Consider the following 18,025-nt stretch of genomic DNA (forward strand, 5'->3'; position numbering starts at 1 on the left):
CTACTCGGGTCACATACTTTTGTATGCTCCCCGAGATATCTTCTCTTGCCGCCTTGCTACAGTTCGAATGATTTAGAAAATTATAGTGAATTAGAATATTTTTCTTGGAAAGAAAATAGAAAAAACAAAACATTTACGGTGAAATTTCAATATCTTCATCGGTTGTCAGTAAATCTAGTGACTGCAATACTTCTAAACGCTTTATCCCATCGGCATTCACTACTAAACGAGCCAGCTCATTATAGGTTTTTTTGTTAATTGTGACGCGACGACAAAGGTAAATGTGATACACCTTTTCACCAATAATTGCAGGCTCATCATCATTCACGGTGAGTTCTTCATAGCTAATATCAATATATTTTAGGAAATCCGAAATATTAAAACGCGTAATATCTGCGATTGATGATTGGTTTTTTTCAAACACGGATTGGCGGTTATGTAGCAATACATCTTTACGGTAATACAGGATATCTTCCATTCGCTGGACGTTAACTAAATTGACCCAATGAGATTTTTGCCGCATTTCACGGATATCCGGCGAAAGCATATTTTCATTAATAAAACGAAAAGACTCTTTACAAATACCGACTGGTGCTTTCACTCCTTCGCGGTAAATGCGTAATTGTCGGTCGGGGATCCATTTTTGAAATAGGCGATACAACTGCTCTCGGCCCACTTCTTTCAGCCTATCTTTGAAGATATAGCCGATGACCATAGCCAAAAATAAGTTGGCACTTAAAGCTCCATACTTTCCTTGCCAGAAAAAGGCGATAACCGTAGCGAAAAGCATTGAAATTGCAGCGGCAATACCATAAATAGAGTGTAATAGCAGGGGAAGTCCCCGCTTGTGACGAATTTCTAAATAGAGATAGCGATTAATATATTTTTTCAATAAATTACGGCGATATGTGACTAATTCAGCATCCGTTTCATCACTAGGAAAACAATCAGGGTATTGTTTCTTCAGATAACGCATTTCTTGATACCAAAAATGACGTATTTCTTCACGTAACGGCATTTGCTTATCCGCTAATAAATCACGTAAGTAATTCATGGTGTAATACGTCATAAATTCGTCACAATAAGAAAAGGCATTGGAATGGATGGCTTCTTCAATTTTGGTTGACTGTGTTGCTAATTCACGATAAGTACAGAGACATTTTGCGATGTTTGCCATGAACTCAGCTAAGTATTCAGGCGTTTGCCGTTGGGGATTTTGGCTTACCATTTTAACATTCAAACGAACGGTTCTTTTGAAGGTTAAAGCATAGCGCTTTAGCCTATTTTCATACTCGTCTAATGAAGGTAAGTTTTGTGGCGTACATTGTTGTAGCCACTGTTTTAGTTCATCTAATGCCCCGTTTTCATCAGCCAGTGATGATAATTTTACGGTCGGTGGGCGCAGCCGAATATAGTTTTTTAGGCTGCGCTGGAGGTTTGATGCTGTGTAGAGGTCTGGGTTAATCTGTAATGATGAAGGCAAAAAGAAAAAGGTCTCTACTTGGTAACGGATCTCTTTAGACTTACGTGGAAACAACACTTTTTGTTTGATTTCAAACTGTTTTTTTCCATGGATCTTGAGAGATTCTTTAATCATATTTTCCTTCACACTGTTCTTTTGGCCAATATTCTATCTTTACCAAAGATAACTATTAAATCCCATGAGTGGCATAACGTAATGTGTCCATAGTATTAGTAGTATCCAGATAAGGATGAGTTGAATCATACCATATTTAAATGAGTCACCGGTTGAATATTGGTCAGTCAAATAGCTTATATTGGCGGGTTTAGAGTTAAAATAGAGAACATAAACTTGGTTAATCATAAATGCCATGGGTAAACAGAAGCCAACTAAATCCCAGTTATATCGTTGAGCAATAGCAATAATAATAGGGAATAAAATAATTGTACGTGCTGTTTTACTTTCACTAATCAATGTGGTGAGTGCAAATACTGCGCTTAATACAGCGAAAACAAGCAGTTTTCCAGCACCTTGAGGGTCTATGTTCCAATGGTCAAAGGCTTTGTGGACATAAAGGCCGACAATATCAGTCTGGTCCATCATACCGCCTAATACATAAGCACCAAAACTAAACATTAACATGTGCCATGGAATATCAGCATCATTCCATTTCATGACACCCATTGCTGGCAGCCGTGAAAAAGAGGGCATCAGTACAATACAAGCACCTGCTAATGCGACAACTTCAGCACGTAAACCTGTCCATTTACCTGTGGACCATAATAGTAAAACAAGAATAAATACGACCCCTGCTTTAATTTCACTGATTTTGACTTTACCTAATGCATTATATTCCGAGCGTAAGCGGTCCATGCCACCTTCGAGTTTCGGTGTTTTTTCTTCATCTGTAATCCTAAAAATAAACCGAGTTCCAGTCCACCATGCGACTAAACATTGAATGACAGCCAATGGGAATAGTGCAATAAACCAATCTTGATAAGTGACTAATGCACCTGCTTTTTCTAGCATTGCTGCTGCTAATAAATTGGCCGCAGAACCTGTTAAGAATGCGCTAGCGGAGACATTATTAGCCAGCAAGTTAAGGAGCACCATATTACGGCCAACATTGTTACGCTGAGCACCACCAGTGGCACCGTAGATAGCCGAAATTACCATAAATAATGGCAGTAGTAGTGCCGTTTTTGCCGAGGTTGCACTAATAAATGCACCAAAAATCAAGTTTAATGCCACAAAGCATAGGAATAACATGGTTAAATGATTTTTAGTTTTGAGTACTAGCATGAGTGAAATACGTTTTGCCAAACCTGTCGTAACTAATGCGCTCGCTAGGATAAAGCTGGCAATATTTAGAATCATGACGGGTTCACCCAGCATCGCGAAGGCTGGGCGCATTTTCATCACACCAGTAATGATAACGACAACAACGACAATTAATGACGTGAGATAATTTGGAATAGCTTCAGTGAGCCATAAAATCAGTGAAGCAACAAAAATTCCCATTGCACTATAGCAATGAGCTGCGGGAACTTTTGTTTGTGCTTCAAATACATCGATTGTCCCACACCATTGTAATTCGAAAAATAGAAATGAGAGAATAGCTAAAGGTACACCAATGAGTTTGAGATTTTGCATTAGTGCGCCAGCTTTGATATCACGGAATTTTTCTAATGAATAATTACGCATATCAAGTGGGTCAAAGCTTGGCTTACTATTTGCTGACATACATATCTCCTTTTATTATTATCATTCAAGGGTCGGTGTTATTTGACTCGACCCATATAGATGAACAACGATATGCATTACATAAAAGAGTTACATGCCAACAACACGCTTGGCGGCTTTCAAATAATTTGTGTTAGGCAATTTATTGATACCTAAGGCATTAACGACGGCTTGCATTTTTTCGTAATCTTCACTTTCACAACAAGCGGTTTCCATTAGTGCCCCATTGAACCAAACGCGTGCAAACTCACAAATAATGCCATCGACCATAAAGCCATAGCGCATTTTTTCAACGGTGACTGCATTGAGACAAGGGTGTTGGCGTACAATAGCTTTGAATTCCTCTATTTCATAGCTGTCTTTATCGAGAGGAATATCAACTTCAAGATGAGATAAAATAATATTTAATTCTTCTTTTTTTACTGGAAATTGGAATTTGCCTCTCGGTTGGAATATTTCATAGCCCTCTTTTGTTTCACCAACTTTAACTTTAATATCTAATAATCCATCACGTACTTTTACATTGGCATCATTGGTTTTTTCAGATAAAAAATAGGTTTCTATTGGCATTTTTCGCGCAGCGTATAAGGTTGCTTTGACATCCCAAATTTTGGCTTCTATTTCGTTAATAAGGTCATGTCCAAATATTCTAAATTCTGCTCGAGGTACTATTTTACTCGCATCTTCTTCTGATATCGCAATATTTTTAGTTAATGTATTCATAAAATTCCCCTTATTTTTTCCATGTGGTATAAGGATTAGCAACAAGATTAGAATTAAAATATTTGGGGTCTGAAGATATTTCGTCGCCTACCCAGTCAGGTTTGTTAAAGAATTGATTTTCATCGCTAAGCTCGACTTCAGCAACGATTAGTCCCTCGTTAACACCAAAAAATTCATCTACCTCCCAAATTAAGCCATTGAAAGGGATTTTATAACGTTTCTTGTCGATAATGGGTTGTTCTGCTAATTGCGTCAGCATAGCAACACAATCAGCATGGGGAATTTCATATTCATATTCAGTTCGAGTAATACCGACGGTAATTCCTTTAATTGTTAAGAAGGCTTTATCATCGATAGTTCTTATTCTAACGGTTCGTTCTTTCTGACTATTTAAATAACCTTGGGTGTAACGAACACCATTGGCTAATTCTCTCCATGAATCACCCGATACTAAAAATTTACGTTCAATTTCTTTAGCCATTATGATTACTCCTGAGAAGAACAAAGTGGTTAAGTTTTATTATTAACCATGAGTTTTATTTAAAACCATCTTTGCACATTCATAGAAGAACCAAAAATCAGCAAGTTGTATGCGTAATATAAGTAAATATTATAGTTGCTTATCTGTTGTATAATTGATGCAATTTAGATATTTTCGGTATGAATAAGTTGCTCTATATCACTATTTAATGATATTTCGTCAGATATTTCGCGCAATAACATAATAAATTGAAAAGCAGCTGCGGAAAGCGAACGATTAGTTTGGTAAGTTAAATAATAATCTGCATCAACATCAAAGGCATTAATTTGTAGCTGGATCAATTTTCCTACACTAATATCATCGCTAACACTTAAATAAGGTAACGCGGTAATCCCAAAACCACTTGCGACTAATCTTTTTGTCGCCTCTAAATTAGTGACAGTAATAATAGGGGGAGGGGAATCATGGAGTGCAATATGTGCTTTTAGCCAATCTTCAATTTTAGCTCGGGTGCGTGTTCCCCTTTCCCTCATCACGAGAGAAGCGTTTGTGAACTCTTCGATTGTTAATGGGCGCTGAAGTTGTAGAAGTGGAGAATTGGGGCCAACAACGGCGATATAGGGCTCCCGGTGTAAGAATACTTGGTTTACATTCGGCACAATAGGAACTCGGCCTGCTAAACCAATTTCTGCTTCTTGTTCTGCTACCCAATCCATCACTTGCTGTGAATTGCCAATTTTTATTTTTATATGAATCAGCGGATAGCGAGTATTAAATTGTTTTAGGATATCTGGCAAATAATAACTGCCCATAACAGCAGTTGCTGCAATTGTTAGCGTTCCAGTTTGTAATAAATTTAAATCTTGAAAGACATGCTCTATCTCATCAAATAATGAAAATAACCTTTTGGTATAGCTATAGAGTACTTTTCCTTCACTGGTTAAGGTGATTTTTTTTCGGGAACGATCAAATAAAGCAACCCGTAGAGAATTTTCTAAACCTTGGATTTGTTGGCTAACAGCTGGTTGGCTCAAAAATAAAATATGTGCTGCTTGAGTAAAGCTACCACTTTTAGCCACGTAATGAAAAGTTTTAAGATGGTCTAAATTCATTCGACTGACAGTATTGTGAGTCATTTTTGTTTACCCGCGATGTCATATTTTTCAGCCCTGATCCGTTCTTTGAAATTATAAGTAGGTGTGAAACGGTTGCACAGAAAAGGAGTGATAATTTGTGACCGCACAGAGGATAGGGGGATAAATAATAGCGGTAGCGTGAAGTAATGTATCAAAAAAAGAATGGAATAGGGTTATTAGGGGGAAATATAATGGGGCATAATGATTATGCCCCATTATTGATTATTCTTCGTTAGAAGAACTTATTTTTTTGCAGCAGGGCGTACCGCTGTCACTTCGATTTCTACTCTCCAAGCTGGGTTAGCCAGTTTAGCGACTTGGAAGGTAGAACGAGCTGGCAGATTAGTAATTTTCTCAGACTCATAGAACTTGTTGTAACCAGCCATAAAGCCAGCGAAGTCCATAGTACCTTGAGTTTCTTCACCACCAACTAAGAATACTTGCATTTTAACAACGTCATTCATCGTCAAGCCCATACCTTCGAGGTTAGCTTGGATTTGTTTTAATACGTTGATTGTTTGTGCTTCGGTATTACCATAAGACTCTAAAACGCCTTCTTTCGCGTCTGCAGAGATTTTAGAAGGGACTTTTCCGCTGAGGAAAATGAGGTTGCCCGCATTGATTTCTACTGATTCAGAGATAGGGAATCCTTTCACTGGAACGCGTTTAACATCATCGGCTGCATTCGCACTTGCTACACCTAAAATCAAAGGCAGAGAAAGCAATAAAGTTTTATAGCGCATGTAAACTCCTTAACATTATCAAAGTAAATAGGATCTATTAGTTTTATCAAAAATTAAACTTTCATTTAACTTTAAACTATTCGCTAATAGATCCACAGTAAAAATCGCTATTTTTCCTGTTTTTTAGCTAAAACGGGAAAGTTTATACGGCGTAGGGTCGATAAATGGTGTTTCGCCCATTAATAATTCCGCCGTTAATCGACCAGATGCTGGGCTCTCAGTCATACCCCAACCTGTTGCGGTATTGATGACTAAGCCTGGGTACTGCTCGACTGTTGAAATAATTGGAATTTCATCATCTGTTGGTGCAACGGTACCACCCCAACGTTCAACCACTTTAGACTCTTTAAATACTGGGAATTCTTTTCTCAGTCTTTCCAGAACGCCATCTAAGTGTTCGTTGTTTGGTGTATTAGTTGCAGTACGGAACTCTTCGAAAGGTGTTTTCTCGTCTAAGTTCCAAGACGTTGCCATCATGAATGAGTTAAATAAGTCTTTACCAAGAGAGAACTCTAATGGTAATTCACCACCGCCTAATACGTGTAGGAATCTTGGTCCTAACAGGAAGCTATCTTTAACGATAGAGCTGGTAAAGATACGTGGTGCAACCGCGTAGGTACCATCAGCTTGTTCACGGAAGTGAATACCGTTAGGTAAGTGGACGTTACCTTTTGGTGCGCCTGGTACGCCACTGATGCGTTGTTGTGATAGGTAAACGTTCAATGTTGGAACGTCAATACCTAAGTTACCCATGAACAGACGCGACCAAATACCACCCGTCAGAACAACACGAGAAGTTTTGATTGCACCTTTTTCAGTGACAACATCAGAAATTTTACCGCCCGCCGTTTCAATACCACGTACTGCACAATTGGTGTAGATACGAATACCGATTGATTTTGCGTAGTTTGCCATGGTTGGTGTGACAACTTCAGGGTCAAGACTACCAGAGTCTTCTTCAAATCCACCGATTTTCCATGGAGTTTGTGCATCAACCAGACGATTCGCCAGTTCAGTTCCTTCAATCATACGGGTACGTAAAGGTGTATCGAAACCTGGATTTTCAGATGCAGATTTAATCCAGGCTCTTGAAATTTCTAAATCTTCTTCGCTAGAAGGTACTTCAACACGGCCTTGAACACGGTAGCTGGTATCAGCACCGATTTTTTCGTTCATGCCAAGCCATTGAATTTTGCCGTAATGGTGTAAAGGGAAAATAGCTGGGGAAGTCTTATAACTGATAATTTGGCTATATGCACGGCCTGATTGCTCACCACCGACAACACCTTTTTCACAGATAACAACATTAAGACCTTTTTCAGCAAGGTTAATTGCAGTCATGATCCCTTGAAGGCCGGCACCGATGATGACTGCATCTGCAGACTCTGGTAATTTGCCTTCTGTGCCAGCAACAGCTGGTACACGTGATTTAGTCGATTCAAAACGACCTTCACGATTGATCATAGGAACAACCGCAGCACCCCCTGCTAAAACACCAGCAGCACCAACCCCTAATAATAGCTTTCTTCTCGAGATTTTCATCTATAACCTCAATAACAATCTTGTTTTTTATATAGTAAATAATTTCAAATTGAGATTATGATCTTATCATATATTTCATAATTATTAAGTATGGGTAGCATTTGTTAATAAAGTTGGGTGAATGATTTGCGAAAGTAAATTGATATTGTCAGTGTTGTAAAGGGTTTGTCGGAGATTATGCTGTTTTTCTAATTTATGATTTATTATTTTTTATAACTAACTGTCATGAAAAGTGTACGGGTGTAAATATAAATATTTCGCTTAAATAGTGTTATTAAGAGTGAAACCAAAATAAGGGATGAATATTTCATCACAGAAGAAAGTGCTGAATATCCCTTAAATGCTAAAGGGGGGGGAATATAAAAAATATGTTTTAAATGAAATAAATGAGTTATTTTTTGTTCGTTTGATTATTAATTATACGTAGAGTCAGAGCAATATAATTCATATTGATTTAAAAATACTCACTTATTTGTATGTATTTTATACATCTAGGTGGTGTTTTTTAATTTATTGATAATTATGATTATTTTGTTTTCATCTATTTTTTAGCGTAGTAACTGAGTGAGGGTAATAACCTAATTGTTATTAAGGTTAATAATCTTGATAAATTAACAAAGTGCATTTGTAGATTACGAAAAACCAGTCACTTTGATTACTTTGAGTATTATAGCTAAATAATTAGAGACTTTGGTTTCCACTACTGTGCAGCAAATGATTAAGATGCTGCAAGATAGAAATCAATTATTAAGAATATATTATAAAATAGTTTTTTTGGATGAATGAAAGAATTAAGAATAATAAAAAAATACATAATTATTCATTGAGTTAATAATAAAATGATTTATTAACCATTTTGTTTCAGGGTGTATATCATTAAATTATTTTACATTATTAGTCGATACACACCTAAATAGCATCAATTACGAGTGATATATTCATTTCCTGTAGGAATTTGTGCAAAAAAATCAGCATAATCTTCGGAACGAACCTGTTGAAGAATGATGGAAAGCGCTGATAGCGGTGCTTCTGACCAGTCACTGCGAATATCGATATCTGGATATTGTCGGTTATTCCAGACTTTTAATGCAGCGGAACGGATCCCTCTGTAGTCACCACCTTTATCTGCACCTGCTTGCATGGCGATGAGTAATCGATCAGCCAGAGCTTGATGTGAGTTGTTATGGTAGCTCTGATAAATGGCATTCAGGACTTGCTCTCCAACTAACATATTTCCAGCAATGGCTAAGTTAGGCTCCGATAAACTTCCGCACCAAGGTAAGCAATTTTGGCCGGTCCAATCAGCCGTGCCTCCATGATTATCAAGAACAATCAGCTGTCGTTGCTTCCGCTCAATATCTTGCGTTACAAGGTAGTCTAAGCTGTTATTTGCATTATGGCCTTGCTGCAAATATTCAATACCGGTTAAGCCTGCAATTGGGTTTGTCATTGCTTGAGTGGCGATGGCTCCCGTTTGGCTTTTACCGTGTAAGACTAATGCTCCAACCGCAGGACCACCTGTTGCCGTCGCTGCACCTATTTTTCCTGTCAATGGGCAGCGCGCCACAATTGAAAATGTCATTTTGCACCTCATAAATTAGACCTTGATCAAATTTATCATTATAAATTCTTGCTTGAAATATAATTCATCATCATAAATAAAGAAAAAGATAAAATTATTAACAAAATTGACACAAATCACACTTCACAATCATATGGCAATGTCAGTACTCGGGGAGGAGCGAATGAATATGCGTTTATGTAGGTGGATAGCCAGTTTTTGGCTTTTATGCTTTATTTCGCTACCGACATTGGCGGTGAACCACCCGAATGTTTTGTTATTAGGGCAAGTTGCAGAGCCGCAGTCATTAGACCCGCAAGTTGCAACCGCTGCGAATGATTCCCGAATTTTGGTTAACTTGTACGAAGGGTTAGTTCGTAATGCTGATGGCACATTAACGCTTGAACCTGCTTTAGCTCAATCATGGTCTATTAGTGATGATGGCCTCACATACACTTTCCACTTACGTGAAAATATAAAGTTTCATGATGGTAGCCCCTTCAACGCAGATGCAGTCAAATTCACGTTTGAACGAATGTTGGATAACCAGCACCCGTATTACCATACAGGGCCATTCCCATTATCGTTTTTTTTCTCTGCCATAGACAAAATTACAACCCCGAATGACAAGACTGTGGTTTTTACCTTAAAAGAACCATTTGCCCCGTTTTTATCAAACTTAGCCACGCCCGCAGGGCTGATTGTTTCGCCCACAGCAGTAAAGCAATATGACAAAGACTTTAGCCGCCATCCCAGTGGAACAGGCCCCTTTAAATTTGATGAGTGGACGGCAAACCAAAGGGTTGTCGTATCTGCTAATGAAGACTATTGGGATGGTAAACCCGGTTTAAAACATGTTGTTTTTCGGCCGATTACTGACGCCAATACCCGGGTAGCCGAAATGTTATCAGGGGGGATTGATGCCATGGTTGAAGTCCCTGCTGATAATGTTCCGTTATTTGTTAATGACAACCGCTTCCATGTTTATGAAGCTGTAGGACCTCATGTTTGGTATGCCATGCTTAATGCGTCTCAGCCACCGTTTGATGATGTGCGTGTAAGGCAAGCAGTTAACTACGCGGTAAATAAAGAAAATATTGTGAAATATATTCTTCAGGACTCCGCAGGCGTCGCACAAGGTCCGATTCCATCAGCTTTCGATTGGGCATTTGATGAAGAAACCAAGGCTTACCCTTATGACCCTGAAAAAGCCCGCCAATTGATAGCAGAAGCAGGGGCTCAAGGGCAAAAAATTATTTTTTATGTCACCGAAGGGGGCTCAGGGATGTTAGACCCGATTCCCATGGCTACCGCCATTCAAGCTGACCTGAAAGCGGTTGGCTTAGTTGTCGAAATTCAAACCTTTGAGTGGAATACCTACTTATCCAAGGTCAATGCAGGCCTCAAACAAGCGCATATGGCCGAAATGGCGTGGATGACGAATGACCCAGATACCTTACCTTTTTTAACCTTGCATAGCGCTTCTTGGCCGGATAAAGGCGGATTTAACTCCGGTTATTACAGTAACAAGCAACTGGATGAATTGTTAGATAAAGCGCGGGTCACAAATAACCTTGAGGAGCGCGCTCAGTTATATCGACAAGTTCAAAAAATTGTTCATCAAGATGCACCTTGGTTGTTTGTGGCGAACTGGAAGCAAAATGCGGTCGCTAATGAGCATGTTAAGCATTTCAAATTGCAGCCTAATTTTAACTTATTACTTAAAGACGTTCGTAAAGATTGATTAATTAATGTGAGTTAGCTATTCAATTAATTATTTGATTTTATGGGGAAAAACTATGTGGTTATACTGTTTGAAACGCATTTTAGCGACCATACCCATACTGATTGGCTTGACGCTGATTGTCTTTTTAATCATGGCGATGATCCCCGGAGACCCCGCCCAAGCACTCCTTGGCCCTTGGGCGACACCTGAGAATGTTTCACGTGTAAAAATGGAGCTTGGTTTAGATAAGCCATTATATCAACAGTACTTTATTTGGATGCAGAACTTGATTTCGGGGGACTTTGGCCGCTCGTTCGTGCTGAATCGTCCCGTGGTTGATGAAGTGTTAGAGCGTTTTTCAGCGACCTTAGTGCTCGGAGGATGTGCCTTATTACTGAGTTCAGTGTTGGGGTTATTGGCAGGGATTATTTCTGCTATTCGCCAATTTAGTTGGAGTGACCGATTCATCACGTTAGCGGTTTTATTAGGGATCTCAATGCCGTCCTTCTGGATTGGATTATTGATGATTATGCTTTTTTCCGTTCAACTGCAATGGTTCCCCGCATCAGGGATGTACGATATTTGGCAAGGTGGTGGACTCGGTGATTTATTGCATCACCTTGTCTTGCCTGTCATAACGCTATCGCTGGTTGCGACCGGGGTGATTGCTCGTTTAACGCGAACCGCGATGCTCGAAGTTTTACGTCTCGATTTCATTCGCACTGCGAGAGCAAAAGGGCTTAGTGAGCGTAAAGTCATTTTTCGTCATGCATTTCGTATGGCATTGGTTTCCGTGATCCCAGTCATTGGTATTCAGGCGGGTTTTGTTTTTGGTGGTGCGGTTTATATTGAAACGGTTTTCCAATGGCCGGGTCTAGGCGCCATGTTGGTAAAGGCTGTGGCAACTCGTGATTTGTTTTTAGTCCAAGGGGGCGTATTGATTGCCGCGGCGTCCTATGTATTTATCAATTTACTTGCGGATGTTGCGCAAGCCATATTAGACCCGAGGTTGAAATCATGAGCCAATCTGTGACCCCTGTTATTCAGCATCGTCATCGCCAGTCGATCGGCTCGTTACTGCTAGCGAACCGCCTAGCAACTTTGGGGCTATTTACTTTATCTATCATTATGCTCTTGGCATTTTTAGCGCCTTGGCTCCCCCTTGCTAATCCTGATGAAACTGATTTAGTTAATCGGCTACTTCCCGCTTTTTCGTCTGGTCATTTATTAGGTACTGACCATTTAGGGCGAGATATTTTATCTCGATTGCTGTGGGGAACGCGAGTGTCTCTATTAGTCGGTATTTCAGCAACACTAATCGCTGCAATATTCGGCACCCTGATTGGTTTAGTGGCTGGGTATGTCGGCCATCGCACCGATACATTATTGATGCGTTGTATTGATATGCTAATGGCATTTCCATACATTCTATTGGCATTAGCCATTGTCGCGGTACTTGGGCCAGGGTTACTCAATGCGTTATATGCGATCGCATTAGTGAATATTCCCTTTTTTGCTAGGAATATTCGTGGGTTAACAGTGGGTTTACGCGATAGGGATTTTATTCAAGCAGCAAGGTTGTCAGGTAAAAACCATTTACAAGTCCTATTAACGGAAGTGTTACCGAATGTCTTGCCAATCATTGTGGTTACCATGTCAACGACCATTGGTTGGATGATCCTAGAGACGGCAGGCTTGTCATTTTTAGGGCTAGGTACTCAGCCACCTAATGCAGACTTAGGTTCAATGCTAGGGCAAGGGCGCGCACAGATGTTTGTCGCTCCTCATGTGGCATTGGTACCCGGTATTATGATCTTTCTTATTGTGATTAGTTTTAACCTGCTAGGAGATGGCGTGCGTGACATTCTTGATCCCCGGTTAAAATCGGGAGCCTTACAGCGATCACAACCAATGACACAAACCGATAGAGTTAATATTCCTGCGAAAACGGGAGGTGAACAAGCGGTATTAGAAGTCAAAGATTTGTCGGTTGCTTTTCGCCAAGGAAATCAATTACGTTCAACTGTAAAAGGGATCAGTTTTACTGTTGGGGCGGGGGAGTGTCTAGGGTTAATTGGGGAAAGCGGCTCGGGTAAGAGTGTCACCGCTTTATCTGTTATGGGGCTGCTCGCATCACCTCCGGCATTGATTACGGCGGGGGGAATTTATGTGGAACACGAAGAAATGCTGTCATTGCCGTTATCTGTTATGCAGCGCCGTCGCGGTGCGAAGGTTTCATATATTTTCCAAGACCCACTGACGACGCTCCATCCCCAGTTTACCATCGGTGTGCAATTACGTGAGGCCATCACCGCTCACCAATCTTTGTCACTCTATGAGGCGAAAAACAAAGCCATTGAATTGTTGGACAGCGTCGGGATCCCAGATGCGCGAGAACGTTTCGATGCCTATCCCCATGAGCTTTCGGGCGGACAGCGCCAGCGGGTAGGGATCGCAATGGCTCTGGCTAATGACCCCGTGTTGATTATTGCTGATGAGCCGACCACCGCATTAGATGTCACAGTACAAGCGCGAATTCTAGAATTACTTGACCAGCTACGCCGTGAACGCGGGGTTGCACTCTTATTTATTACCCATGATTTCGCGGTGATTAACCAAATTTGCGACCGTGTTGCGGTGATGCAGCAAGGTGAGATAGTCGAAACCGGTGATACGCAAACGGTATTACGGCAGCCTCAGCATCCTTATACACAACGTCTGATTGCCAGTGTACCTAAGTTAGGGGAAGGACGTGGGTTTTTAAAACAAGTGCAACAACTCTATGGTCATCAGCCCGATGGCAATGATTTGACATCGACACAGGAGGTTTAATGAAAAAAGTGATTGAGGTTAATCAGCTGGTGAAAACCTTCGGGCAGCCAAGAAGCTTATTTCACCCTCGAGGGCGCCAAGTTCATGCATTGAAAAATATTTCATTATCACTTTACGAAGGTGAAACTCTGGCGGTGGTTGGGGAGAGTGGCTCAGGGAAAAGCACTTTAGCGCGTATTTTAGTTGGCTTGGAGCGAGAGACCTCGGGAGATATTACTGTCTTAGGGCAAACTCGTGCCGAGTGGCAGCAGCAAGGTGCGCGTGCGTTTGGGCAAGCCATTCAGTATGTTTTTCAAGACCCTGTTGCATCTTTGAACCCGCGAAAAACCATTGGAGAGACTTTGTCTGTTCCGTTGAAATATTTAAAACACATGAACTCATCACAAAGAGCGGCTCGGCTGGCGGAATTACTTGAGGCCGTCAATATGCCAATCGATGCTTTAGCCTGTTATCCCCATGAATTCTCAGGCGGGCAGGCTCAGAGGCTAGCCATTGCGAGAGCTTTAGCCGCAGATGCACGAATATTAGTACTGGATGAGCCGGTTAGTGCGTTGGATGTTTCGGTACAAGCGCAAGTTTTGTTGCTATTAGAACAACTCAAACAACAGTTTTCGTTATCCTATTTATTTATTAGCCACGATTTAGCGGTAGTGGAATCAATCGCAGATAGAGTCGCCGTACTCTATTTAGGAGATTTGTTAGAATGTCGAGATACCCGCAGCTTATTTGCCGCACCGGAGCATGAATATACGCGAAATTTATTGGCTAGTGCCCCTCGTATTCGTGTTGATTCAGTCGCTTAGAAACTTATTTAAACCAGTTGAGAACCTAACATGAGCAACAATAAGCCGACGACGATAGAACCAGTACGTATTAAGCGGACTGATGAAATCGTCAATGCAATAAAAGAAACTATCATGGCCGATAACCTCATACCCGGTGACCGTTTGCCACAAGAAAAAGAACTTATTGAACATTATAACGCCAGCAAAAGTACTGTGCGAGAAGCATTGAAATCACTGGAAGTTCAAGGGTTAATTAAAACGAAAACCGGGCCGGGTGGTGGTGCGTTTATTGATTCCATGACTGAATCGCGAGCAATGAGTTTGTTATCGAACTATTTGTTTACGCGGGATATATCAATCAAAGATATTTATACGTTACGTAAATTACTAGAACCGGTGGTTGCAGTTAGTGCGATTGACAACATTGATAATGACGGTATCCAGAAGCTGTACGATACCATCGCTATTTATGACCATGAGCCCGCAGATGAAAATGAGCGCTGGCAGCAACGGATGGCAGAGCTGGATTTTCATGCGGTGGTTGCCAGCTATTCCGATAACGTTTTATTAGTGTTTATTTGCCACTTTTTACAGCGTTTACTCAAAGATTTAGCGGTTTGTAAGGACATTTATTTAAAACCTGAGCCCGTCGACAGACGCCAAGGTATTGAATACCAATATCAATTAATCGAGGCTTTACGCCGTAAAGACGCCGAGAAGGTTCAATCGGTGATGGAAGCACATATGGCCTACGCGGAACAAGCCATGTTAGCGTTACAAGCCACATTGCAAGAACGTTTTTTAAGTGAAAATAGGTAACGTAATGATAGATAAAGCATATCTGACCTCTGTATTAAAAACATTGTTATGTACGCCTAGCCCGGTTGGGATGACTGAACAAGCTGTTGCGCAGACACATCAATGGTTGACTGAGTTGGGGTTCGCGCCGAAATATACACGCCGCGGAGTGCTATATATCACGCTTGGCTCTGAAGAACCTAAACGTGCATTAGCCGCACACCTTGATACGCTTGGGGCGATGGTGACACAACTCAAACCAAATGGGCGCTTGGCACTGCGTAATACAGGCACATGGGCAGCACGCTTTGCGGAAGGTGCAAGGGTGACAGTATTTAGCGACAATCACCAATATCGTGGCACTATTTTGCCATTAAAAGCGTCTGGGCATCGCTTTAATACTGAAGTTGATACTCAAATTGCGGATTGGGATAATTTAGAAATTCGCCTTGATGCTCCCTGTTATAACTTCGCTGATTTACAATCCCATGGCTTAAATGTCGGTGATATTGTTGCGGTTGATGCGCAACCCGAATTCATTGATAACGGCTTTATTGTATCGCGTCATTTGGATGATAAAGCTGGATGTGCGGTGATGTTAGCCGCATTAAAATCACTGGTGGATGATGGCGTTGTGCCTGCGGTGCCTTGCCAGATGATGTTCACGATTTCAGAAGAAGTTGGAATTGGCGGCACACACGGTTTTGGTTCGCAAGTTCAAGAATTGTTAGCGATTGATAACTCAGTTTCTGCTCCAGATCAAACCACACGAGATGACGCACTGACCTTAGCCTTTCGTGACAGAACCGGCCCGTTTGATTTGGCAATTACACGGCATTTACTGCAATTATGCCAGCAGTATGATATTCCTCACGTCCGCGATACGTTTAAACATTATCGTTCGGATAGTGCTGCGGCAATTGATGCAGGATGGGATATTCGTGCGGCTTTAGCGTGTTTCGCACTAGACAGCTCCCACGGTTGGGAAAGGACTCATTTGGACTCATTAGTGGCGCTCGCAACCTTAGTGAGACGCTATATTGAAAGTGATTTAGTGCCATTACCGGGGCAATTATTACAAAGCTAATAATGTGTAGTTGATACTAAAAAGCCCTCTTCTCATTGAACGTGAAGAGGGCGTTGAATACGTTAATTGTTAACTTAGGTTAGCTTGTGATAAATATTTTTGCATCTCATCCACAGGCACCATACCGCCACCCGTTGCCCATACAAGATGTGTTGCATTGGCCAGTTTCGTCGGCGTGAGGGACTTGGATTGCAAATAACCCATGTTTTGTGTGACATGCACGCAACCAGTCATACCCGCCAAGGCTGACGGCTCTAATTTAATAGACTCGGTCTGGTTGAGTAAACCTAACAGGTTATACATTTCGCTATCGTCAATGGTGTAATAACCATCAATAAGCCGCTCCATTGCACGCCCCACAAAACCGGATGCACGGCCAACTGCCAGCCCGTCTGCGGCGGTGATATTATCAATACCAATTTCTTGGACTGACACACCATCATGTAGGCCAGTATGAACTCCTAACAGCATACAAGGCGAGTGAGTGGGCTCGGCAAATAGGCAATGGACGGCATCACCAAAGGCCAGTTTCAACCCGAAAGCGACACCACCGGGGCCACCACCGACACCACAAGGTAAATAGACAAATAGCGGGTGGTCGTTATCCACAGTAATCCCTTGCTCTAAAAATTGTTTTTTTAGACGAAGGCCTGCGACAGCATAGCCGAGAAACAGGGTGGTTGAGTTTTCATCATCAATAAAAAAGCAGTTGGGATCTTTTTCGGCTTCTTTACGGCCTTGTTCAACTGCGATGCTGTAATCTTGCTCATATTCCACCACATTCACACCATGTGAACGCAATTTGTCTTTTTTCCACTGTCTGGCATCAGCAGACATATGCACGCTGACGCTAAAGCCGAGTTTAGCACTCATAATGCCGATGGACATACCAAGGTTACCGGTTGAACCAACGGCAATACGGTATTGGCTAAAGAATTGGCGAAATTGTTCAGAGAATAAAATTTCGTAATTATCATCTGTCGATAAAATACCGGCGGCTAAGGCAAGTTTTTCCGCATGAGTGAGTACTTCATAGATCCCCCCTCGGGCTTTAATTGACCCCGAAATTGGCAGGTGACTATCTTTTTTCAGTAACATTTTTCCTGCGATTGGCGTTTGATAACGTTTTTCCAGTGCGGCTTGCATGTTTGGTATATCGATAACTTCAGATTCGATAATTCCTTGTGTTGCTTGAGTTTCTGGAAACGCTTTCATCAAATAAGGCGCAAAGCGATTTAAGCGCGCTTCTGCATCTTGCACATCTTCAATGGTTAGCCCGACATAAGGCAAACCCGCTTGTGTTGTCGTGACATTTGGGTTGAACCACGCAATTTGCTTTAAATCGATTAAGTCCTGAACTAAAGGGTAGTCAGCAATTAACTTATCAACATTTATCTGAGTCATAA

General features: G+C 41.2%; 15 protein-coding genes. 6 read left to right on the forward strand and 9 right to left on the reverse strand.

Annotation, left to right across the window (positions count from 1 at the left end; translation table 11 throughout):
• Nucleotides 1-133 precede the first annotated feature (133 nt).
• The 8 genes from PSF28_RS06205 to PSF28_RS06240 form a co-directional block, all read right to left on the reverse strand.
• The gene (locus PSF28_RS06205; RefSeq protein WP_210838766.1) at nt 134-1,597 is read right to left on the reverse strand and encodes a hypothetical protein; all 1,464 of its coding nucleotides are present in this window, start codon (nt 1,595-1,597) and stop codon (nt 134-136) included.
• A 39-nt stretch (nt 1,598-1,636) separates the two neighbouring features.
• Nucleotides 1,637-3,205 carry an SLC13 family permease gene (locus PSF28_RS06210; protein WP_210838768.1) on the reverse strand — a complete coding sequence of 523 codons (1,569 nt, stop codon included), beginning with the start codon at nt 3,203-3,205 and terminating at the stop codon, nt 1,637-1,639.
• Between the two features lie 90 nt (nt 3,206-3,295).
• Nucleotides 3,296-3,928 carry a hypothetical protein gene (locus tag PSF28_RS06215; RefSeq protein WP_210838770.1) on the reverse strand — a complete coding sequence of 211 codons (633 nt, stop codon included), beginning with the start codon at nt 3,926-3,928 and terminating at the stop codon, nt 3,296-3,298.
• Between the two features lie 10 nt (nt 3,929-3,938).
• Nucleotides 3,939-4,409 carry a CYTH domain-containing protein gene (locus PSF28_RS06220; protein ID WP_210838772.1) on the reverse strand — a complete coding sequence of 157 codons (471 nt, stop codon included), beginning with the start codon at nt 4,407-4,409 and terminating at the stop codon, nt 3,939-3,941.
• 164 nt (nt 4,410-4,573) lie between these two features.
• Nucleotides 4,574-5,545: a LysR family transcriptional regulator gene (locus tag PSF28_RS06225; RefSeq protein ID WP_210838774.1), complete on the reverse strand. Its 972-nt coding sequence runs from the start codon at nt 5,543-5,545 to the stop codon at nt 4,574-4,576.
• A 242-nt stretch (nt 5,546-5,787) separates the two neighbouring features.
• A complete protein-coding gene (locus PSF28_RS06230) occupies nt 5,788-6,288 on the reverse strand; it encodes a RidA family protein (RefSeq protein WP_004259262.1) in 501 nt (166 codons plus the stop codon).
• Between the two features lie 123 nt (nt 6,289-6,411).
• Nucleotides 6,412-7,830, reverse strand: coding sequence for an NAD(P)/FAD-dependent oxidoreductase (locus PSF28_RS06235; RefSeq protein ID WP_210838776.1), 1,419 nt, complete (start codon nt 7,828-7,830; stop codon nt 6,412-6,414).
• Nucleotides 7,831-8,749: 919 nt separating this feature from the next.
• A complete protein-coding gene (locus tag PSF28_RS06240) occupies nt 8,750-9,412 on the reverse strand; it encodes a DUF1028 domain-containing protein (protein ID WP_109912682.1) in 663 nt (220 codons plus the stop codon).
• Nucleotides 9,413-9,575: 163 nt separating this feature from the next.
• Here PSF28_RS06240 and PSF28_RS06245 point away from each other — a divergent pair, with 163 nt between their 5' ends.
• From PSF28_RS06245 to PSF28_RS06270, 6 genes are read left to right on the forward strand one after another with little or no spacing between them, the layout of a single operon-like run.
• Nucleotides 9,576-11,135 carry an ABC transporter substrate-binding protein gene (locus PSF28_RS06245; RefSeq protein ID WP_210838144.1) on the forward strand — a complete coding sequence of 520 codons (1,560 nt, stop codon included), beginning with the start codon at nt 9,576-9,578 and terminating at the stop codon, nt 11,133-11,135.
• Between the two features lie 55 nt (nt 11,136-11,190).
• Complete coding sequence (locus PSF28_RS06250) at nt 11,191-12,138, forward strand: ABC transporter permease (RefSeq protein ID WP_272684791.1); 948 nt, start codon at nt 11,191-11,193, stop codon at nt 12,136-12,138.
• On the forward strand, nt 12,135-13,949 hold the full coding sequence (locus tag PSF28_RS06255; protein ID WP_272684792.1) for a dipeptide/oligopeptide/nickel ABC transporter permease/ATP-binding protein: 1,815 nt from the start codon (nt 12,135-12,137) through the stop codon (nt 13,947-13,949). Before PSF28_RS06250 ends, PSF28_RS06255 begins: the two co-directional genes overlap by 4 nt.
• Nucleotides 13,949-14,752 carry an ABC transporter ATP-binding protein gene (locus PSF28_RS06260; RefSeq protein WP_210838139.1) on the forward strand — a complete coding sequence of 268 codons (804 nt, stop codon included), beginning with the start codon at nt 13,949-13,951 and terminating at the stop codon, nt 14,750-14,752. The genes PSF28_RS06255 and PSF28_RS06260 overlap by 1 nt, the downstream gene beginning before the upstream one ends.
• Nucleotides 14,753-14,782: 30 nt before the next feature.
• The gene (locus PSF28_RS06265) at nt 14,783-15,553 is read left to right on the forward strand and encodes a FadR/GntR family transcriptional regulator (RefSeq protein ID WP_210838137.1); all 771 of its coding nucleotides are present in this window, start codon (nt 14,783-14,785) and stop codon (nt 15,551-15,553) included.
• Between the two features lie 4 nt (nt 15,554-15,557).
• Complete coding sequence (locus PSF28_RS06270; RefSeq protein ID WP_272664435.1) at nt 15,558-16,619, forward strand: osmoprotectant NAGGN system M42 family peptidase; 1,062 nt, start codon at nt 15,558-15,560, stop codon at nt 16,617-16,619.
• 69 nt (nt 16,620-16,688) lie between these two features.
• Here PSF28_RS06270 and dsdA read toward each other — a convergent pair whose 3' ends face one another.
• Nucleotides 16,689-18,023, reverse strand: coding sequence for a D-serine ammonia-lyase (gene dsdA / locus PSF28_RS06275; protein ID WP_272684793.1), 1,335 nt, complete (start codon nt 18,021-18,023; stop codon nt 16,689-16,691).
• Nucleotides 18,024-18,025: the final 2 nt, after the last annotated feature.

Origin of the sequence: Providencia sp. PROV130 (genome assembly GCF_028482225.1) — a bacterium.
Classification (GTDB): Bacteria; Pseudomonadota; Gammaproteobacteria; order Enterobacterales; family Enterobacteriaceae; genus Providencia; species Providencia rettgeri.